The organism is Pedobacter glucosidilyticus DSM 23534 (genome assembly GCF_000425145.1).
GTDB lineage: Bacteria > Bacteroidota > Bacteroidia > Sphingobacteriales > Sphingobacteriaceae > Pseudopedobacter > Pseudopedobacter glucosidilyticus.
In genome coordinates, this window is record NZ_AULF01000006.1 from 1 (window position 1) to 18,850 (window position 18,850).

Genomic DNA, 18,850 nt, shown 5'->3' on the forward strand with positions numbered 1-18,850 from the left:
ATAGGATGATGTGCCTTTAGTCTGATAAGCTGATAATAAAGGTTCTACATTGATGCGATTGATAACCTCATTGACTACTCTAACTGTATGACTTTCAGGTATAAGCTCCTCTAAGGATGGAGGAAGCATCATGATTTGATGCTGATTATAGGGCTTGAAAACAGGTACTTTATTTGGCATTACATCTTATTGATTTACACTTAAATATAAGTAAATCAAGTATTTATACCAAAAAAAATATGAAATTTATCTACTAAATTAACTCATTATTATCAAACAAAAAGAGACTGCCTTTTTGAGACAGCCTCTTTAATTTTGTTAAAGTGCTACCGAAGGGACACTCCTTTTAAGGACAAGGTTGAAAGTGAAACGCTCTCTAGCCTATAACCGTTCCATCAGCAATAACGGCTTTTTTCTTGATAACAATAATACCATCTTTACAGGTATGGGTATCAAAATCTCCATCTTGCAAATGCGGACCACCATTAATGACAACATTATTACCAATAAAACAATTTTTATCCAAAATTGCATTGCTAATGGTACAATTTTCACCAATACCGGTTAAAGGTTTGTGGGTTTGTTTTAAACCTTCAATTTCTTCAAGGGTTTGGTAATAATCGCTACCCATTACATAACAGTTAGAAATTTTTGTGCCTGCGCCAATTCTGGTTCTGATACCTATCACCGCTCTGGTAATTTCTTCTGCATGGATGATGCAACCATCGGCAATAACGGTATTGGTTAGTTTTGTTCCTGATATTTTAGATGGAGGAAGCATCCTAGCTCTTGAATAAATAGGATTAGTACCAAATAAGTTAAACTGTGGGACCTCATCAGTAATACCCAAATTGGCTTCAAAGAAAGAGTCTATATTTCCAATATCTGTCCAATAACCTTCGTACTGATAACTTACAATCTTGTTAACGCCAACCGCTTGTGGGATAATTTCTTTACCAAAATCATGACGCTCGTTACCCTCTAACATATTGATTAAAACATCTTTATTAAAAAGATAAATACCCATAGAAGCCAGGTAATGTCTGCCTTGTTTGGCCATTTCCTCGCCTACCTCAGACTCCCACCCTATAATTTTCTCGGCATTGGGTTTCTCTGTAAATGCTGTTATAGCTAGGTTTTCATCAGCTTTTAAAATTCCAAAACTGGTTCCGTCTTTGGCATTAACCGGTATGGTAGCAATAGAAATATCAGCTCCTTTTTCTATATGCGAATCAACCATCGCTTCAAAATCCATCTGGTAAAGCTGGTCGCCAGATAAGATTAACACATATTCAAAATCATGCTGTTTTACATGATGTAAACTTTGCCTTACAGCATCAGCCGTACCTTGGTACCAAGTTGTATTTAAAGGAGTTTGCTCTGCTGCCAAAATATCAACAAAAGCATCGCTAAAAACGCTAAAATGATAGGTGTTTTTAATGTGTTTATTTAAAGATGCCGAGTTAAACTGTGTTAAAACGAAAATTCTTTTTAAGTTAGAATTGATACAGTTAGATATTGGAATATCAACCAAACGATATTTACCTGCTATAGGAACTGCAGGTTTAGAACGTGTTGCTGTAAGAGGATAAAGACGAGAGCCTTGCCCGCCACCTAGGATAATTGAAATGACTTTAGATGGTACCATGTTGTTGTATTAAGCTGTTGTATAACTGTATGTATTGCTGTGCCGATTTATTCCATGAAAAGTCTAAACTCATCATAGATTTTCTTATTTGTGTTAGTTTTTTATTGTCTTGATAGAGGTAGATAGCCCTTTCGATTGCTTTTACAATATCACTTACCTCACAATTATCAAATCTTATACCATAGCCATCAGTATCATCAATATCAATAATAGAATCTTTTAATCCGCCGGTTGCCCTTACGATAGCTACTGTGCCGTATTTTAAAGCATATAATTGGTTTAAACCGCAAGGTTCTACTCTTGATGGCATCAAGATAAAATCTGCCCCAGCATAAATCTGATGTGAAAGCTCCTCATTATAACCGATATAAACATTATAGTCTTTAAATTCTTCTTTTAAATCTACCAGTTGTTGCTCTATATGTTTCTCGCCAGAACCCAAAACCAAAACGCTAATTTGTCCATCAAAAGCTTTTAAGCTATCCCTTATGGCATCGGCAAGTTTATCTGCCCCTTTCTCTAAAACTAACCTACCTATAAATGTAAATAGTGGTTTTGTTTCATCTAAACCGAAAGCTCTGCAAATTTCTGCCTTATTAAAAGCTTTACCTTGCACCACACTAGCAGCGGTATAAGTTTTGGCAATCATTTTATCTTTAGCAGGGTTCCAAACCGCTGGATCTATACCATTTAAAATACCTATTCCTTTTTGCTGCTCCAACTCAAATAAAAATTCTAGTCCGTTAGCTTGATGTTTTAACTCGGCCAAATAACTTGGCGAAACTGTAGTGTAAGCCCAGCAACATTTTACTGCTGCGGCCAAAGAATTAATACAGCCACCCCAATCTAAAAGCCCTGTTTTGCTCGTATCAGCATCTGGTAAATAGTAAAATTTATCCCAACCTAACCAGCCTTGGTATTGCCCATTATGGATAGTTAAAACAGTTGGTATATCTTTTAAAGTGTTAAATCTGGATGAATGCTGCATGAGAAAAGGCACTAAACCGGCATGATGATCATGACAATGTACCAAATCTACTTCAACATTGGCTTTTACCAGCCAATCTACAACAGCAATTTGATAAGCTACAAACTGCTCTATTTCATCAGGGTAGCAATATATTTCTTCGCGGTCTAATAAACTTGGTATTTTAACTAAATAAAGCTCAAAACCTAGTACATCTTTTTCTTCTTTCAGGATTTCATAATCAAAAACCCTTTGCCCTAAATTAGAAGAACTGCTAAAAACGTTTATTAAATGATGCTCTTGCGTAAATTTCCGATTATAAAAAGGCATTACCACGCTTGCCTGTACACCTTCTTGCTTTTGATATTTTGGAAGTGCACCCACAACATCGCCCAAGCCGCCTGCTTTGGCTACCGGATAACATTCTGCACTTAAATGTAATACATTCATTAAAGATAAATTGGTGCTTTAATTTAGTATTTTGTTATTTAAATGAAGAATTATTTCTTAATAAATTATGAATCTAATGTGCCTCTAGCCAGTTTTGCCCTTCGCCAATTTCTACCACAATTGGTACAGTTGTTTTTAAAGCATTTTTCATCCTGTTTTGGATAATGGTTTTCATTTGCTCTTTCTCAGAAATCAGAACATCAAAAACCAACTCATCATGTACCTGCATGGTCATTTTAGATTGTAGCTTTTGGCTGATGATATCTTGATGTATTTGAATCATGGCAACCTTAATCATATCTGCCGCAGAACCTTGTATAGGTGCATTAATAGCATTTCGCTCTGCAAAACCTCTTACAGTTTGGTTGGCCGAGTTGATATCTCTTAAATATCTTCTACGCCCCATAATGGTTTCTACGTAACCATTTTCACGAGCAAAATTCATGGTATCTGACATATATCTTTTGATACCTGCGTATTGCGTGAAGTAGTTTTCTATAATTTCTGCCGCTTCTTTTCTTGGGATGCCTAAATTTTGAGATAAACCAAAAGCAGATTGCCCATAAATAATTCCAAAGTTTACCGCCTTAGCATTTCTTCTTTGTTCTGATGTTACTTCTGATAACGCTACACCATAAACCTTAGCTGCGGTTGCGGTATGGATATCTAAACCATTTACAAAAGCTTCCATCATGTTTTCATCTTTACTGATTTCTGCAATGATACGCAGCTCTATTTGAGAATAATCGGCAGATAAAAGGATATGATTTTCATCTCTAGGGATAAATGCTTTTCTTACTTCTCTTCCTCTTTCTGTTTTAATAGGGATATTTTGCAAGTTTGGATTATTAGAACTTAACCTACCTGTTGCAGCTACCGCTTGATTATATGAAGTATGCACCCTATTGGTTTTAGGATTTATCATCAGCGGAAGCGCATCTACATAAGTAGATTTTAACTTACATAACTGGCGGTAATCTAATATATCTCTAACAATGTCTGATTTATTGGCGAGTGCAAGTAAAACATCTTCACCAGTTTGGTATTGCCCAGTTTTGGTTTTCTTAGCTTTATCATCAAGCTTAAGCTTATCAAATAAAACTTCGCCTAGTTGTTTTGGCGAGCCGATATTGAATTTAACACCCGCTTTATCAAAAACTGTAGCTTCTAAACGGTTTATCTCTACCTCTAAATCTTTAGAATAGTTTTGAAGTTGCTCAACATCTATCCTTACCCCTTCTTTCTCCATATCTGCCAAAACGTAGATTAATGGATTTTCCAAGTTTTGAGCTAAATTATCAGCTTGAACATCTTTAAGCAAAGGCTCAAAAACTTCTTTTAGTTGTAGGGTAATATCGGCATCCTCAGCAGCGTAATCTTTTGCTTTCTCCAGCTCAACATCACGCATATTACCTTGGTTTTTTCCTTTTTTACCAATCAACTCGGTAATAGAAACAGGCGTATAACCCAAATAATTTTCTGCCAATACATCCATATTATGGCGAGTGTCTGGGTCTAGCAGGTAATGGGCTAGCATGGTATCAAACAATTCGCCTTTTAGGTTAATGTTGTACCATTTTAAAATGAGTAAATCGTATTTAATATTCTGACCAATTTTTCTGATGTTTTCATTTTCAAAAACAGGTCTAAACTCTTCTAAAACAGCTTTACATTCTTCCTGATTTTCTGATAGCGGAATATAATAACCCTCACCAACTTTAAAACTAAAAGATAAACCCACCAACTCGGCTTCATGGGCATCTAAACCAGTAGTTTCTGTATCAAAACAAATTTCTTTTTGTTTTAATAGTTCTTGAATAAGGTTTTGCCTACTTGCTGCATCATTAACCAAATGATACTCGTGTGGTGTATTATCAATATTTTTTGATGGTATTATAGCTTCTGCTAGCTCTGTAACTGGCTTTTGTACCAAATTACTTGCAGCCGGACTACCAAATAAATCCATTTGTCCGCTGCTGTTGGTTTTAGCATCATTTACAGAAAAATCTTCTCCGAAAACACGTTTTCCTAAAGTTCTAAATTCTAACTCGGCAAATAAAGGCTCTAAAACCTCCTTATTGGGCTTATCTAACCTAAAGCTTTCTTCATGAAATTCTACTGGAGCATCTAATAAAATTGTTGCTAACCTTTTAGAAAGTAAACCTTGAGCTGCAAAAGTCTCCACATTTTCTCTTTGTTTGCCTTTAAGCTCGTGACTATTGGCTATGATATTTTCCATAGAGCCATATTGCTTAATTAAAGCTTTAGCGGTTTTTTCTCCAATACCCGGTATACCTGGGATATTATCAACAGCATCGCCCCAAAGGCCTAAAATATCTATCACTTGGTGGATATGCTCTATTTCCCATTTTGCCAATACTTCTTTCACCCCTAATATCTCCATATCATTACCCATTCTAGCGGGTTTGTAAATGAAAATGTTTTCTGATACAAGTTGGGCAAAATCTTTATCCGGAGTCATGCAGAAAACTGTAAAACCTTCTTTTTCTGCCTTTTTAGCTAGGGTTCCAATTACATCATCAGCTTCGTAACCATCAGAAGTAATTACTGGGATGTTAAAACCTTCTATCATTTTTTTTACATAAGGCAGGGCAAGAGATAAATCCTCTGGCATGGCTTGCCTATTGGCTTTATAAGCTAAAAAATCAGTATGCCTTTCTGTTGGTGCTTCAGTATCAAAAACTACCGCAATATGAGATGGATTTTCTTTCTTTAAGACTTCTAACAAAGTATTAGCAAAACCCATTACTGCCGAGGTATTGATACCTGTTGAAGTAAAACGCGGGTTTTTACTTAATGCAAAATGGGCTCTGTAAATTAAAGCCATCCCATCTAAAAGAAAGAGTTTTTTCATTTTTATTGATTTGAGTGATGATACCTTCTTGGTTTAAAAGAGGCATCATCCAAATTTATAAATATATTAAAGATTATGGCTGTTGCCGATGCTATTTATGTGTACAAGTAATTAAATGATCATTTACCATACCAGTTGCCTGCATGTGTGCATAGCAAATGGTTGTACCAAAAAATTTAAAGCCTCTTTTTTTCATATCCTTAGCAATGGCATCTGATATTTCTGTACGGGCAGGAACATCTGCCATGCTTGAAGGAAAATTTATAATGGGCTTTTGGTTAGGCATAAAGGAATATAAGTAGGTATCAAAAGAGCCAAACTCTTGCTGCACCTTCAAAAACAGCTTTGCATTGTTAACTGCCGAAACTACTTTTAAACGATTACGAATGATGCCCGGGTCTTGTAAAATATGTTCTATATCGGCATCAGTAAATTGGGCTACTTTTTCTGCATCAAAATTGGCAAAAAGCCTGCGGTAGTTTTCTCTTTTACGTAATACAGTTATCCAACTTAAACCTGCCTGTGCTGCTTCAAGAATTAAAAATTCAAAAAGTATTTTATCATCATGAACTTCTTTTCCCCACTCTTCATCGTGGTATTTTACATAAAGTGGATCTGTGCCACACCATGGGCAACGAGGGTTTAATTGGGTTTGGTTCATGTTTATAATTGCTGTTCTTGTCTGTTATCCCAAAATAATAAAATGTTTATGTAGTTATTATTAACTTGATATAGAATTGAGGTTTGCTTAGTCACAAAAGCTTTTCTAACAAACGGAACATTAGTTTTGGGATACAAATAAGGGTTATTTGAAATAGATGTAATGACTTTATAAGCTTTATCGATAAATTCATCAGCAACTTTTTCATTCCAATTAGTTTCAATGAATAGAACGATACCTAAAAAGGTATCCTCTGCTTCAGGAGAGAATCTAATTTCCACTATTTTCTTTTACTTATTATAGCTTTCATTTCATCCAAGCTAATAAACTTACCTTCAGCAATTTGCTGTTGACTTTTCTTTACTTTTTGTACAACAATATCTGGAAGTTGTTCTTCTACACCAGCTTTTAGACACTCAAAATCTACTTTAAGCGCCTCTAAAACCGCTTTTAATGCCTTTTCTTGAGCTTTAGTTTGAGGATGTATGATATAAGAATCCATAAATTAAATTTAAGCTTTTATAGTAAAAGAAACAAACAGTGTACTAACCCGCATTCAACTCGTCCCAATACTCTACTGCCCTTCTATAGTGTGGAATTACAATAGAACCGCCAACCAAATTAGCAATCATAAATATTTCATTCATTTCGGCATGGTTTACACCAGCTTCATGGCATTTTCCTAAATGATATTTGATACAATCATCACAACGTAAAACCATAGAGGCAACCAAACCCAACATTTCTTTGGTTTTTACATCTAAAGCACCCTCTGCATAGGTTGTAGTATCTAGCGCAAAAAAACGCTTGATATTGGTATTTGCACTTTCCATTATCCTATCGTTCATTTTTGTACGATAGCTATTAAAATCATCAACCAGTTTTCCCATGTTATTTTTTTATTACGAATATAAAGATGCTAGCTACTAACCTTGCTATAGCTTTGTGTAAAAAAGACGATGCTTATTTTTCTAAATCAATTTCTACTGCCGGATCCCAAAAAAACTGCTTAAAATTTATAATTTGATCGTTTTCTACTTTAATACCCTCTTCTTCTAATAACTCTTGCATCGCGGTAGCTGTACCAAAATAAAACTTACCGGTTAGTAAACCATTTCTATTCACTACCCGATGCGCTGGAACTGGCGGATGTGCCGTAAAAGAACTGTTCATGGCGTAACCTACCATTCTGGAAGAACCTTTCGCCCCTAGAAAAGCTGCAATAGCACCGTAAGAAGTAATCCTACCTTTTGGAATAAGCCTCACTACCTGATAAACCTGTTCAAAAAAAGTAGCTTTTTCCATTTAAGAAAATTTAAACCTTACGTAATTGATGTTTTTTCCTTTTTGAAGGTATAAACGCTCGTAATGTGTTTTGATAGATAAAATCTCATCTCCGGGATGCGTTTTATAAACATCAGTAGTTTGTTCTTCTATAGGAAATTTTAGCTCCGCTATTTTTTCTAACGTGTAATCGTAAAAACCATCATTATCGGTTTTTAGATGCATAGCACCGTTGGCTTTGGTTACGGTTTTATACTTTTCTAAAAATGTAGGATTGGTTAATCTTTTTCGTTCTAAAGGACTTTGCGCTTGAGGGTCTGGGAAGGTAAGCCAAATTTCATCAACCTCACCAGCCTCAAAATAATCTAGTAAATTCTGAATCTGTATTCTTAAAAAACCTACATTATCTAAATTTTCATCAAGAGCCATTTTTGCTCCAACCCAAATTCTATTACCCTTATAATCTATTCCTAAAAAATTCTTATCTGGGTATTTACGACCTAAATTAACGCTATACTCGCCTTTTCCACAGGCAAGCTCTAATATCAAAGGATTATTGTTTTTAAAAAATTCTTTCTTCCAGTTTCCTTTAAAAGGCTTTCCGTTTTCTAGCTGCACCACATTTTTAAAAGTGCCTATCTCTGCAAAGCGCTGTAATTTTCTTTTTGCCACGTAATTAGTATTTGCACAAAAATAACCTTTCTTTAAAATTTAGCGCTAATAATCATAGCAACTGCCAAAAGAATTATATTTTTGCACACATCTTAATATAAAGTTTTGGAAAAATCAGCAAAAATTTATGTAGCAGGTCACCGTGGTATGGTAGGCTCTGCCATTACCAGAAAACTTCAAAAAGAAGGTTATACCAATATCATCACCAGAACATCTGCTGAACTTGATTTAAGAAACCAGCAAGCAGTTACTGATTTTTTTGCTACCGAAAAGCCTGAATATGTTTTCTTAGCAGCAGCAAAAGTAGGCGGCATTGTAGCTAATAATACTTACCGGGCTGAGTTTTTGTATGATAATTTGCAGATACAAAACAATATCATCCACAATTCTTATTTAAATAACGTTAAGAAATTATTGTTCTTAGGTTCAAGCTGTATTTATCCAAAAATGGCTCCTCAACCTTTAAAAGAAGAATATTTATTGAGTGGCTATTTAGAAGAAACCAACGAGCCTTACGCTATAGCTAAAATTACAGGTATTAAAATGTGTGATGCTTACCGCAGCCAATATGGTTGTAATTATATATCTGCAATGCCAACCAATTTATATGGTTATAACGATAATTATCATCCACAAAACTCGCATGTTTTACCTGCTTTGATTCGTAAATTTCATGAGGCAAAAGTTAATGGTTTAAAGGATGTTACCATTTGGGGAACCGGAAGCCCCATGCGTGAGTTTTTATTTGCTGATGATTTAGCCGATGCTTGTTATTACCTGATGTTAAATTACAATGAGCCACATTTAATTAATATTGGTACTGGTGAGGATATTACCATTAAAGATCTAGCTTTAACTATTAAAGAAATTGTAGGTTTTGATGGTGAATTAAAATTTGATACCTCTAAACCAGATGGTACGCCGCGTAAACTGATGGATGTAAGTAAACTACACAGCAAAGGCTGGAAACATAAAATAGAGCTAAAAGAAGGTATTAAATTAGCTTATGAAGATTTCTTAAGCAAACATGCTTAAAACAAAAAAGGTGGTTGAAAATTTCAACCACCTTTTTAATGCTTTTAACAGTTTAAACTGCAACGTTTTTAATATCCTCAGACATAGTCTCGTCAATTAAAATACGTCCGCAATGCTCGCAAACAATAATTTTCTTACGTTGACGGATATCAGACTGGCGTTGAGGTGGAATTTTATTGAAACAACCAGAGCAAGAATCTCTCTCGATAGTTACTACTGCTAAGCCATTTTTAAAGTTTCCTCTTAAACGGTTATAAGCAAATAATAAACGTTCTTCGATTTTTTCTTTAGCTTTCTCTGCTTGACTTAATAAAACTTCCTCTTCTTTCTGAGTTTCAGAAGTTATGGTTGCTAACTCTGCTTTTTTTACTTCTAAGTCCTTTTTACGGTCTTCTAAGTTTTGTGCAGCACTTTCATAAACATCAGTTTTAGTTTTAATCTCATACTGATGCTCTTTAATCTTCTTCTCGCAAACTTGTATTTCTAAACCTTGGATTTCAATCTCTTTAGCAAGAGCATCAAACTCACGGTTGTTTTTTACATTATTTTGCTGAGTTTCGTATTTTTTGATTAAAGCCTGAGCTTCTTTAATCATATTTTTACGATTTACAATCGCATCTTCCAGATCATCAAGCTCTGCTTTGATTTTTTGTATGCGGGTTTCTAAACCAGCAACATCATCTTCTAAATCAGCCACTTCCATTGGAAGCTCGCCTCTTGTCTGACGAATTTTATCAACTTTAGTATGAATTGTCTGCAGTTCGTATAAAGCTTCAAGCTTTTGTTCTACGGTTTGTTCCATTAAGACAAATATTTTATTGGGTTTGTATTATGTACAGTTAAACGGAGTGCAAAGTTAGGAAAATTATTTTGAATTATTTCCAATAGTAACTCTTGCGTAAATTGCTCACTTTCAAAATGTCCGATATCGGCAATGATAATTTTACCATCGGCGTCAAAAAACTCGTGGTATTTAAAATCTGCGGTTATAAATATATCGGCCCCAGCCTGTATAGCTTGTTGCAACAAAAAGCTTCCAGAACCTCCGCAAACAGCTACTTTACTGATTTTTTTCTCTAAAAGTGTAGTATATCTAATCACAGAAACTTGCATATTTTGCTTCAGTAACTGTAAAAATTCTAGCTCATCCATAGGTGCTTTTAATTCTCCAAGCATTCCTGCGCCTACTGTTTTTAGGGTGTTTGAAAGTAAAAATAAATCGTAAGCTACTTCCTCATAAGGATGCGCTTGCAACATAGCCGCTACAATTTTATGCTCTAAATGTGCTGGAATTAATACCTCTAAACGATACTCTTCTTCTGTATGTCGTTTATTTTTTTCGCCTAAAAACGGGTTAGCACTTTCATTGGCCTTATAATTCCCTTGCCCTGCTTGTTCAAAACTACACTCGGTATAATTACCAATACTGCCAGCACCAGCATTAAATAGGGTTTCTTTTACTTGTTCTTTATACTGTGAAGGCACAAAAACAACCAGTTTTTTTAAAAGTGCTTCTTTAGGAGCTAATATTTGGGTGTTTATTAAACCTAGCTTATCGGCTATTTTTTTATTTACACCATTGTAAACATGGTCCAAATTGGTGTGGATAGCATATATAGCAATATCATGTTTAATAGCCTGCATAACTACACGCTCCACATAATTTTTACCATTAAATTTCTTTAATCCTTTAAAAACTATGGGATGATGAGCAATAATAATATCACATTGCTCATCAATAGCTTCTTGTACAACAGCTTCTGTACAATCTAAACATATTAAAGCTTTTTTTATTTCTTGATGAGGATGACCAACTATTAAACCTGCATTATCATAAGCCTCCTGATAAGAAGCTGGTGCTATGCTTTCTAAAAAAGAGCTAAGTTCTATAATCTTCATAAGCACTAAGTTAGCTTTTTATGGCAAATCATCGGCAATAAAAGCTCATCCAACGCTTATGATGCAATCAAAAAATTATACGGTAGCCATCCCAACAAAATGACGACTTTCTAATGCCATTTTATGGTTGTACTCGTTTGCTAAGCTTTTATAATTGATTAAATCTACAATAGTACCTATAAAGCATAAACCTGCTGTTAAGAAATATAGAATACCCATACCCATTTGGTTGGTTACAAAACGTTGTATACCTGCTATCCCAAAAAAGCCTAGAATAGTAAATAATAAAACGTGTTGCGGGTCGCGGCGTTTACCTGTATAAACTAACTCGAAGTTTCTTACTTGGTTTTCATTTAAGTCTTTCGTTATCTCTTGTATGAAGATCATTTCTTCAGTAGTAACGTTAGCCAAGTGGAAAAGGAAATTATGTTTCATTTGCTCCATTTTTTAAGGTTCAGAAAAGTATGTTTTTCTAATTAGAGTGTAAATGCGAACAATTATTACAAAAAAAGCAAAAAAACCTAAAGGGTGCATTTTCCATGATGCCGAAAACTGAAAATGTAACAGGTAATAAATAGAACGCCCTAAGCCACAGCCCGGGCAAAAACCTATCTCAAAATAGGCTAAAGGACAAATAGAATGATGCTCTTGACTTGGATTTAAAAAGTACAAGGCAATAATTGCAGTAGAAAAAAATAAAAGCTCGAGCGGAATTTTTACTATTTTTTTAATCACTTTACAACTGCTTTGGCTTTGTCATTAATAACAATGAGCTAGCTAAGGTAACTAAGAAACCTATAATTGCAGCACCAAAAATACGCTCCATATAATCAGAAGAAAACTCTATGTTTAAAAAACTAAAATAAAGCGAGCTAAAAGCACCTGCAATTAAACCACTAATAGCCATTATTTTAAAGCCTTCAAATACGCCCTCAAAAAAAGTTAAGCTATTATTGTTTCTATTTTTAAAGCCTCTAATTCCTAAATATAAACCAATTATTGGGATAATAACAGAAGTATATTCTAGCCATCTATTATCGCTTTCTTTTACATTTTCTGGGTTAATACCTGCATAATGCATGATGATTACCCATAATACTGAAACTACACCAATGATAATTCCTGATAATATTGCGTTTTTCATTTTCATAATAAGATGTTTTAATGTTAAAAGGTATTGATGATTGAAGAAGCTAATTTAATGCCATTTCTAGATTATAAGTCTGCTTTGGTATATTTGTGGCAAGAGATTGTAAAGTGAACATCAGAGAAATTCTAGAAAGATATAAGCAAGATAGCCGGGTTGAGCAATTAACCCATGCTTTGCAGCAAAAAAAATCGCGTATACATTTAAAAGGTTTAATTGGCGCACAGGATGCTTTTGTAGTAGCTGCCAATTATTTTCTTACGCACAGAAATATGGTTTTTGTACTTCCGGATAGAGAAGAAGCCAACTATTTCCAAGCTGATTTAGAAAACCTCATGGATAAAGATATCCTGCTTTTTCCATCTTCCTACCGTAAATCTTTTGATTTTACCCAAACAGATTCTGCCAACGTACTTTTAAGAGCCGAAGTACTAAACGAGCTTAATCATACACAGGAGTATGGAAATTTAATTGTTACCTACCCAGAAGCCTTAGCAGAAAAAGTTATTGATAGAAACGCACTCGAGAAAAACACACTTGAAATTGTTCTAAACAATAAGCTCAGCATTGATTTTATCAACGAGTTTTTAATAGAATATGATTTTGAACGTACCGATTTTGTATATGAACCAGGACAATTTTCTATTCGCGGTGGCATCGTAGATATCTTCTCTTTCTCTAACGATTTACCTTACCGGATAGAATTTTTTGGCGACCATGTAGAATCTATCAGAACTTTTGAGATAGAAAGTCAGCTTTCTGTAGAACAAGTAAAATCTGTTACGATTGTTCCAAACGTACAAGCTAAGTTTCTTACAGAAAGTAACATCTCTTTATTAGAGTTTATTGATGATGATGCCGCTATTTGGTTTAAAGATGTAGTTTTCACTTTAGATACCATCAAAACAGGATACAAAAAAGCTACAGAACTATGGAAAGCTTTATCAGCAAATGATAAACAAACCAACCCAGATTGGCTAGACCCTAAGTTTTCTTTTACTGATGAAAAACTACTGGCAGACCAACTCAGCGATTTCCCTATCGTAGAATTTGGCAAACAGTTTTTTTATCCGGCAACGCAAACTATTTTGTTTGATACCAAGCCGCAGCCATCTTTTAATAAAGATTTTAATCTGCTTATCCACAACCTAAAAGAAAACGAAAAGCAAAAAATAGAGAATTTTATCCTGACAGATTCTTCTAAACAACAAGAACGTTTATTTGCCATTATAGAAGATTTAGGCAAACAAATTACTTTTACGCCTATCAATATCTCTATTAGAGAGGGCTTTATAGATTACGAGCAAAAACTGGCTTGTTATACAGACCATCAGATATTTGACCGATATTATAAATACAAGCTTAAAAGAGGCTATACCAAATCTCAAGCCATCACCCTTAAAGAACTTAGAGATTTAAAACCTGGTGATTTTATCACCCATATAGACCATGGAGTTGGTAAATACGGCGGCTTAGAAAAGGTTGAAGTAAACGGTAAAATACAGGAAATGATTAGGCTTATTTATGCTGATAATGATTTGCTGTATGTAAATATCAACTCGTTAAACCGTATTTCTAAGTATTCTGGTAAAGATGGGCACATTCCTAAAATGAATAAATTAGGAACCGATGCTTGGGATAAACTCAAGAAAACCACAAAAAAAAAAGTTAAAGACATTGCCCGCGACCTGATAAAACTTTATGCCCTGCGTAAAGCACAAGAAGGTATGGCTTTCTCGCCCGATACTTACTTACAAAACGAACTGGAAGCTTCTTTTATTTATGAAGATACGCCAGACCAAGAAAAGGCTACCGCCGATGTAAAAAAAGACATGGAATCGCCACACCCTATGGACCGTTTAGTTTGTGGCGATGTTGGCTTTGGAAAAACAGAAGTAGCTATCAGGGCAGCTTTTAAAGCCGCTACAGATGGTAAGCAGGTTGCTATTTTGGTACCTACAACCATTTTGGCTATGCAACATTACAAAACCTTTAATGAGCGTTTAAAAGATTTCCCGGTAAGGATAGATTATATCAACCGATTTAAATCTACCAAGCAAGTAAAAGACACTTTAGAAGCTTTAAAAGCCGGAAAAGTAGATATCATTATTGGCACCCATAAATTGGTGAGTAAAGATGTTAAGTTTAAAGATTTAGGCCTTTTAATTATAGATGAGGAGCAAAAATTTGGTGTTACCGTAAAAGAAAAATTAAAACAATTTAGGGCTAATGTTGATACGCTTACACTAACTGCAACGCCAATTCCTAGAACGCTCCATTTTTCTTTGATGGGCGCTCGAGATTTATCTATCATCCAAACGCCACCACCAAACCGCCAACCTGTTTTAACAGAACTACATGTTTTTAACGAGAAACTGATTAAAGAAGCTGTGGAGTTTGAGTTGGATAGAGATGGGCAAGTTTTCTTTATCCATAACCGTGTTGCAGATTTACGTCAGTTGGGCGGTTTAATACAAAAGCTGGTGCCTAAAGCAAGAATAGCAATTGCACATGGCCAGTTAGAAGGTGATAAGCTTGAAGATATCATGCTTGATTTTATTGATGGAAAGTATGATGTTTTAGTTGCCACCACCATTATTGAAGCCGGATTAGATGTACCAAACGCCAATACTATGCTTATAAACCACGCACACATGTTTGGCTTAAGTGATTTGCACCAAATGCGTGGACGTGTTGGTCGCTCTAACAAAAAAGCATTTTGTTATTTGTTAAGCCCGCCTTTGTCTACCCTTACACCAGAAGCCAGAAAGCGTTTAAGTGCCATAGAAGAGTTTTCTGATTTAGGTAGCGGATTTAACGTGGCTATGCGAGATTTAGACATCCGCGGAAGCGGAAACCTTTTAGGTGCAGAGCAAAGCGGTTTTATTGCTGAAATTGGTTTTGATATGTACCACAAAATCTTGGATGAAGCTATACAAGAATTGAAAGAAGATGAGTTTAAAGGACTGTTTCAGGATGAAAAACCTCGTCCTTTTGTAAGCTTTACGCAAATAGAAACCGATATGGAACTGCTTATTCCTGATGAGTATGTAACCAATATCCAAGAACGTTATAATTTATATACCGAGCTTTCTAAAATCGAGAATAAAATAGTTTTAGATGCTTTTGAAAAAGAACTTCACGACCGTTTTGGACCACTGCCAAGACAAGTGAAAGACCTGCTTAGAACGGTAGAATTACAATGGATTGGGAAAGAAATTGGCTTAGAAAAAATAAGCTGGAAAAAAGGTACTTTAAGGGGTTATTTTATTACCGATAAACAATCTAAATATTTTGAAACCGATATGTTTGGGCGTATCCTTCAATATGCGCAGCAGCATCCACGTAAAGTAAACCTGAAAGAGGTTAAAAATACTTTGCGTATTGCTGTTGAAGACATCAAAAATATTGATGAAGCTATATGGGCTTTAGAGCAAATGAGAGACCCAGTTTTGATATAAACTGACTGAATTTACGTAAATTGAGTTAGTTGATTGACTGAATTTACGTAAATTCAGTCAGTTGATTGACTGAATTTACGTTTTTTTGCTATCTTTGAGTATGAAAATTCAAAGATTAGCTGCTTTACAACTCACAAAACGTATTCAGCAAAATAAGGTTTTACTTTTATTTGGCACCCGTAGGGTGGGTAAAACGCATTTATTAAAATCTATTGAAAGCTCTTTAAATATCCCTTTCCTACATCTTAACGCAGAAGATACGGATACAGCTACCTTATTAGAAAACAGAAGTATAGCCAATTATAGGAGATTACTGGGAGAAAATCGTTTATTAATTATAGATGAAGCACAAGTAATTACAGAAATAGGAAAGATATTAAAATTAATGATTGATGAATTTGAGGATTTAACCATTATAGCCACAGGTTCATCTGCTTTTGATTTATCAAACCAAACTGGCGAACCTTTAACAGGAAGAAGCTATACTTATTATTTGTACCCTATAGCACAAGCAGAACTTGCAAAACACGAGAACCTGTTACAAACAAAGCAAAATTTGGAAGAAAGATTAATCTATGGCTCTTATCCTGAAATTTTCTCCTTAGAAAGTCTTAAAGAAAAAGAAGAATATTTAAAAAACCTGGTAAACTCTTACCTTTTAAAAGATATTCTAAGGTTTGAAAACATCCAAAACAGCAATAAAATTTTCGACTTGATGAAACTTATAGCTTACCAAGTTGGGGCAGAAGTTTCTTTGGATGAGCTAGGTAAGCAATTAGGAATGAGTAAAAACACCGTTGAGCGGTATTTAGACCTTTTGGCCAAAGTGCAAATATTATTTAAACTAGGTGGCTATAGCTCTAACCTTAGAAAAGAGGTTACAAAATCTTCTAAATGGTATTTTTTTGATAATGGAATTAGAAACGCTATCATCAATGATTTTAGGCCTTTAGCGTTAAGACAAGATAGTGGCTTACTTTGGGAAAATTATTGTATTTATGAACGTATCAAAATAAACCGCTATCAAAAAACAGATGCTGAGTTTTTCTTTTGGAGAACTTATGATCAACAAGAAATAGATTTAATAGAAAAAGTAGGTCAGAAGATTGAAGCTTTTGAGTTTAAATATAATAGCTCAAAAAAAGTAAAAGTACCTGTGTTTTTCCAAAAAAATTATCCCGATGCTGAGTTTAGCCTCATCCATCGGGATAATTATATAGATTTTATTGTGGCGGAGTTACTTAAAAAAAGCTAAAGCATTTTTAATCCTGCTTATTGTTTCTGCTTTACCTAACATTAAAGCAATATCAAACACTTGTGGACCAAATTTTCCTCCTACCAACATCACTCTAAAAGGTAACATAACTTCGCCAACTTTTAAGTTTTTATCAGCAGCTAAAGCTTTAAACAAAGTTTCTAAAGTAGCGCTATCTTGAAACTCAATTTCCTCGAATTTTTCTATTAAGCTAGAGAAAAATGCTGCTTTTTCTTCGTTCCATTTTGGTTTAACAGCATCTTCATCATAAGTAGTTGGTGCTGTGAAAAAGAAAGCACTTTGCTGATAAAAATCTGGTAATAAAGTGCAGCGTTCTTTTACGGCATCAATAACTTTTTCTAAGTAAATGTCCTCTGCTGTGATACCTTTTTCGATTAAAATTGGCTTTACATAAGGTAACAAATGACTTGCTGTACTTCTTTTTATCCACTCGGCATTGTACCATTTAGCTTTCTCGTAATCAAATTTTGCACCGCCTTTATGGATACGGTCTAAAGAGAATTTTGAAATCAATTCATCTAAAGAAAATAATTCTTGGTCGGTTCCATCGTTCCAACCTAGCATAGCCAAAAGGTTTATCATGGCTTCTGGCAAGAAACCTACATCTTTAAAACCATCTGCTTTTTCTTGAGTTTTTGGGTCTATCCAATCTATAGCGTAAACAGGAAAACCTAATCTCTGTCCATCACGCTTGCTTAATTTACCGTGGCCATCGGGCTTTAATATTAAAGGTAAATGTGCCCATTCTGGCATATCTGCCTCCCAACCTAAATATTTCCATAATAGAATATGAACCGGGGCAGATGGTAGCCACTCTTCGCCTCTAAAAGCATGAGATATCTTCATCAGATAATCATCAACCACAACGGCTAAATGATAGGTTGGCATACCATCGGCTTTAAGCAAAACTTTATCGTCAACATCGTTACTGTTAAAACTTACATCGCCACGTATTAAATCTTTAAAATAAACCTGCTCGTCTTTTGGCATTTTTATTCTGATCACATGTGGTGCTCCTTCTTTGATTAGGCTTTCTGCTGCTTCATGAGGTATGGTTAAAGAATTTCTCATTTGCATACGATGGTTATGGTCGTACTTAAAGTTTTCTATAACCTGTCTTTTACTTTCTAATTCTTCTGGCGTATCAAAAGCATAATAAGCATAACCGTCTTTTACCAGTTGCTCTGCATAAGCTCTATAAATTTCTTTACGTTCGCTTTGTCTGTAAGGGCCATAAGCGCCACCAACATGCGGACCTTCATCTGGGTTTAGTCCGCACCATTTTAAGCAATTGATGATATAATCTTCTGCACCTTCAACAAAACGGGTTTGGTCTGTATCTTCAATTCTTAAAATAAACTCGCCTTGTTGTTGCTTTGCAAAAAGGTAATTAAACAAAATGGTACGTACACCACCTATATGTAAGCCTCCAGTTGGGCTTGGGGCAAATCTTACCCTAACTTTTTTATCCATAG

Annotated in this window: 18 protein-coding genes and 1 pseudogene; 3 read left to right on the forward strand and 16 right to left on the reverse strand. The window is 34.9% G+C overall.

The genetic code is table 11. From position 1 onward, the window contains the following. The 10 genes and pseudogenes from H510_RS18025 to trmB all read right to left on the reverse strand — a co-directional run. Window positions 1–180, reverse strand: a pseudogene (locus tag H510_RS18025) (IS5/IS1182 family transposase); the annotation flags it as partial. A 196-nt stretch (window positions 181–376) separates the two neighbouring features. Continuing rightward, window positions 377–1,648 (reverse strand): glucose-1-phosphate adenylyltransferase, encoded by a 1,272-nt coding sequence (locus H510_RS0101410; protein ID WP_026902672.1) that lies wholly within the window; start codon window positions 1,646–1,648, stop codon window positions 377–379. Continuing rightward, window positions 1,635–3,065 carry a glycogen synthase gene (locus H510_RS0101415; RefSeq protein ID WP_026902673.1) on the reverse strand — a complete coding sequence of 477 codons (1,431 nt, stop codon included), beginning with the start codon at window positions 3,063–3,065 and terminating at the stop codon, window positions 1,635–1,637. The genes H510_RS0101410 and H510_RS0101415 overlap by 14 nt, the downstream gene beginning before the upstream one ends. 73 nt (window positions 3,066–3,138) lie before the next feature. After that, window positions 3,139–5,940, reverse strand: coding sequence for a DNA polymerase I (polA, locus tag H510_RS0101420; protein WP_026902674.1), 2,802 nt, complete (start codon window positions 5,938–5,940; stop codon window positions 3,139–3,141). Window positions 5,941–6,031: 91 nt separating this feature from the next. Further along, a complete protein-coding gene (locus H510_RS0101425; RefSeq protein ID WP_051290997.1) occupies window positions 6,032–6,601 on the reverse strand; it encodes a DNA-3-methyladenine glycosylase I in 570 nt (189 codons plus the stop codon). Window positions 6,602–6,603: 2 nt separating this feature from the next. Then, the gene (locus H510_RS18030; RefSeq protein ID WP_036691566.1) at window positions 6,604–6,882 is read right to left on the reverse strand and encodes a type II toxin-antitoxin system RelE/ParE family toxin; all 279 of its coding nucleotides are present in this window, start codon (window positions 6,880–6,882) and stop codon (window positions 6,604–6,606) included. Continuing rightward, entirely contained in the window at window positions 6,882–7,103 is a 222-nt protein-coding gene (locus H510_RS0101435; RefSeq protein ID WP_026902676.1) for a DUF2683 family protein, read from the reverse strand. Before H510_RS0101435 ends, H510_RS18030 begins: the two co-directional genes overlap by 1 nt. Before the next feature lie 43 nt (window positions 7,104–7,146). Further along, window positions 7,147–7,491: a carboxymuconolactone decarboxylase family protein gene (locus tag H510_RS0101440; protein WP_026902677.1), complete on the reverse strand. Its 345-nt coding sequence runs from the start codon at window positions 7,489–7,491 to the stop codon at window positions 7,147–7,149. Between the two features lie 73 nt (window positions 7,492–7,564). After that, complete coding sequence (locus H510_RS0101445) at window positions 7,565–7,906, reverse strand: MGMT family protein (RefSeq protein WP_026902678.1); 342 nt, start codon at window positions 7,904–7,906, stop codon at window positions 7,565–7,567. Continuing rightward, a complete protein-coding gene (gene trmB, locus H510_RS0101450; protein WP_026902679.1) occupies window positions 7,907–8,557 on the reverse strand; it encodes a tRNA (guanosine(46)-N7)-methyltransferase TrmB in 651 nt (216 codons plus the stop codon). A gap of 105 nt (window positions 8,558–8,662) precedes the next feature. Between trmB and fcl the strand changes: the two genes are divergently transcribed. Then, window positions 8,663–9,592, forward strand: coding sequence for a GDP-L-fucose synthase (gene fcl / locus H510_RS0101455; protein WP_026902680.1), 930 nt, complete (start codon window positions 8,663–8,665; stop codon window positions 9,590–9,592). Window positions 9,593–9,644: 52 nt separating this feature from the next. Here fcl and H510_RS0101460 read toward each other — a convergent pair whose 3' ends face one another. The 5 genes from H510_RS0101460 to H510_RS0101480 form a co-directional block, all read right to left on the reverse strand. Further along, window positions 9,645–10,394, reverse strand: a complete 750-nt coding sequence (locus H510_RS0101460) for a zinc ribbon domain-containing protein (RefSeq protein WP_026902681.1) — start codon at window positions 10,392–10,394, stop codon at window positions 9,645–9,647. Beyond that, entirely contained in the window at window positions 10,394–11,491 is a 1,098-nt protein-coding gene (locus H510_RS0101465) for a Nif3-like dinuclear metal center hexameric protein (RefSeq protein ID WP_026902682.1), read from the reverse strand. Before H510_RS0101465 ends, H510_RS0101460 begins: the two co-directional genes overlap by 1 nt. A gap of 75 nt (window positions 11,492–11,566) precedes the next feature. Continuing rightward, window positions 11,567–11,926 carry a TM2 domain-containing protein gene (locus H510_RS0101470; protein WP_026902683.1) on the reverse strand — a complete coding sequence of 120 codons (360 nt, stop codon included), beginning with the start codon at window positions 11,924–11,926 and terminating at the stop codon, window positions 11,567–11,569. Between the two features lie 12 nt (window positions 11,927–11,938). Then, window positions 11,939–12,226: a DUF2752 domain-containing protein gene (locus H510_RS0101475; RefSeq protein ID WP_245584771.1), complete on the reverse strand. Its 288-nt coding sequence runs from the start codon at window positions 12,224–12,226 to the stop codon at window positions 11,939–11,941. Between the two features lies 1 nt (window position 12,227). After that, complete coding sequence (locus tag H510_RS0101480; protein ID WP_026902685.1) at window positions 12,228–12,641, reverse strand: DUF4199 domain-containing protein; 414 nt, start codon at window positions 12,639–12,641, stop codon at window positions 12,228–12,230. 107 nt (window positions 12,642–12,748) lie between these two features. Here H510_RS0101480 and mfd point away from each other — a divergent pair, with 107 nt between their 5' ends. Together mfd and H510_RS0101495 are read left to right on the forward strand one after the other, a co-directional pair. Beyond that, window positions 12,749–16,099, forward strand: coding sequence for a transcription-repair coupling factor (gene mfd, locus H510_RS0101490; protein WP_026902686.1), 3,351 nt, complete (start codon window positions 12,749–12,751; stop codon window positions 16,097–16,099). Between the two features lie 100 nt (window positions 16,100–16,199). Continuing rightward, window positions 16,200–17,354 carry an ATP-binding protein gene (locus tag H510_RS0101495; protein ID WP_036691570.1) on the forward strand — a complete coding sequence of 385 codons (1,155 nt, stop codon included), beginning with the start codon at window positions 16,200–16,202 and terminating at the stop codon, window positions 17,352–17,354. Here the strand turns inward: H510_RS0101495 and gltX are convergent. Next, window positions 17,337–18,848: a glutamate--tRNA ligase gene (gene gltX / locus H510_RS0101500; RefSeq protein WP_026902688.1), complete on the reverse strand. Its 1,512-nt coding sequence runs from the start codon at window positions 18,846–18,848 to the stop codon at window positions 17,337–17,339. The genes H510_RS0101495 and gltX overlap by 18 nt on opposite strands. Window positions 18,849–18,850 lie beyond the last annotated feature (2 nt).

Bases quoted from the DNA above. Each gene is read 5' to 3' on its own strand.
- H510_RS0101410 (WP_026902672.1), bottom strand. From the start codon at position 1,648: ATGGTACCATCTAAAGTCATTTCAATTATCCTAGGTGGCGGGCAAGGC.
- H510_RS0101415 (WP_026902673.1), bottom strand. From the start codon at position 3,065: ATGAATGTATTACATTTAAGTGCAGAATGTTATCCGGTAGCCAAAGCA.
- polA (WP_026902674.1), bottom strand. From the start codon at position 5,940: ATGAAAAAACTCTTTCTTTTAGATGGGATGGCTTTAATTTACAGAGCC.
- H510_RS0101425 (WP_051290997.1), bottom strand. From the start codon at position 6,601: ATGAACCAAACCCAATTAAACCCTCGTTGCCCATGGTGTGGCACAGAT.
- H510_RS0101435 (WP_026902676.1), bottom strand. From the start codon at position 7,103: ATGGATTCTTATATCATACATCCTCAAACTAAAGCTCAAGAAAAGGCA.
- H510_RS0101440 (WP_026902677.1), bottom strand. From the start codon at position 7,491: ATGGGAAAACTGGTTGATGATTTTAATAGCTATCGTACAAAAATGAAC.
- H510_RS0101445 (WP_026902678.1), bottom strand. From the start codon at position 7,906: ATGGAAAAAGCTACTTTTTTTGAACAGGTTTATCAGGTAGTGAGGCTT.
- H510_RS0101460 (WP_026902681.1), bottom strand. From the start codon at position 10,394: ATGGAACAAACCGTAGAACAAAAGCTTGAAGCTTTATACGAACTGCAG.
- H510_RS0101465 (WP_026902682.1), bottom strand. From the start codon at position 11,491: ATGAAGATTATAGAACTTAGCTCTTTTTTAGAAAGCATAGCACCAGCT.
- H510_RS0101470 (WP_026902683.1), bottom strand. From the start codon at position 11,926: ATGAAACATAATTTCCTTTTCCACTTGGCTAACGTTACTACTGAAGAA.
- H510_RS0101480 (WP_026902685.1), bottom strand. From the start codon at position 12,641: ATGAAAATGAAAAACGCAATATTATCAGGAATTATCATTGGTGTAGTT.
- H510_RS0101495 (WP_036691570.1), top strand. From the start codon at position 16,200: ATGAAAATTCAAAGATTAGCTGCTTTACAACTCACAAAACGTATTCAG.
- gltX (WP_026902688.1), bottom strand. From the start codon at position 18,848: ATGGATAAAAAAGTTAGGGTAAGATTTGCCCCAAGCCCAACTGGAGGC.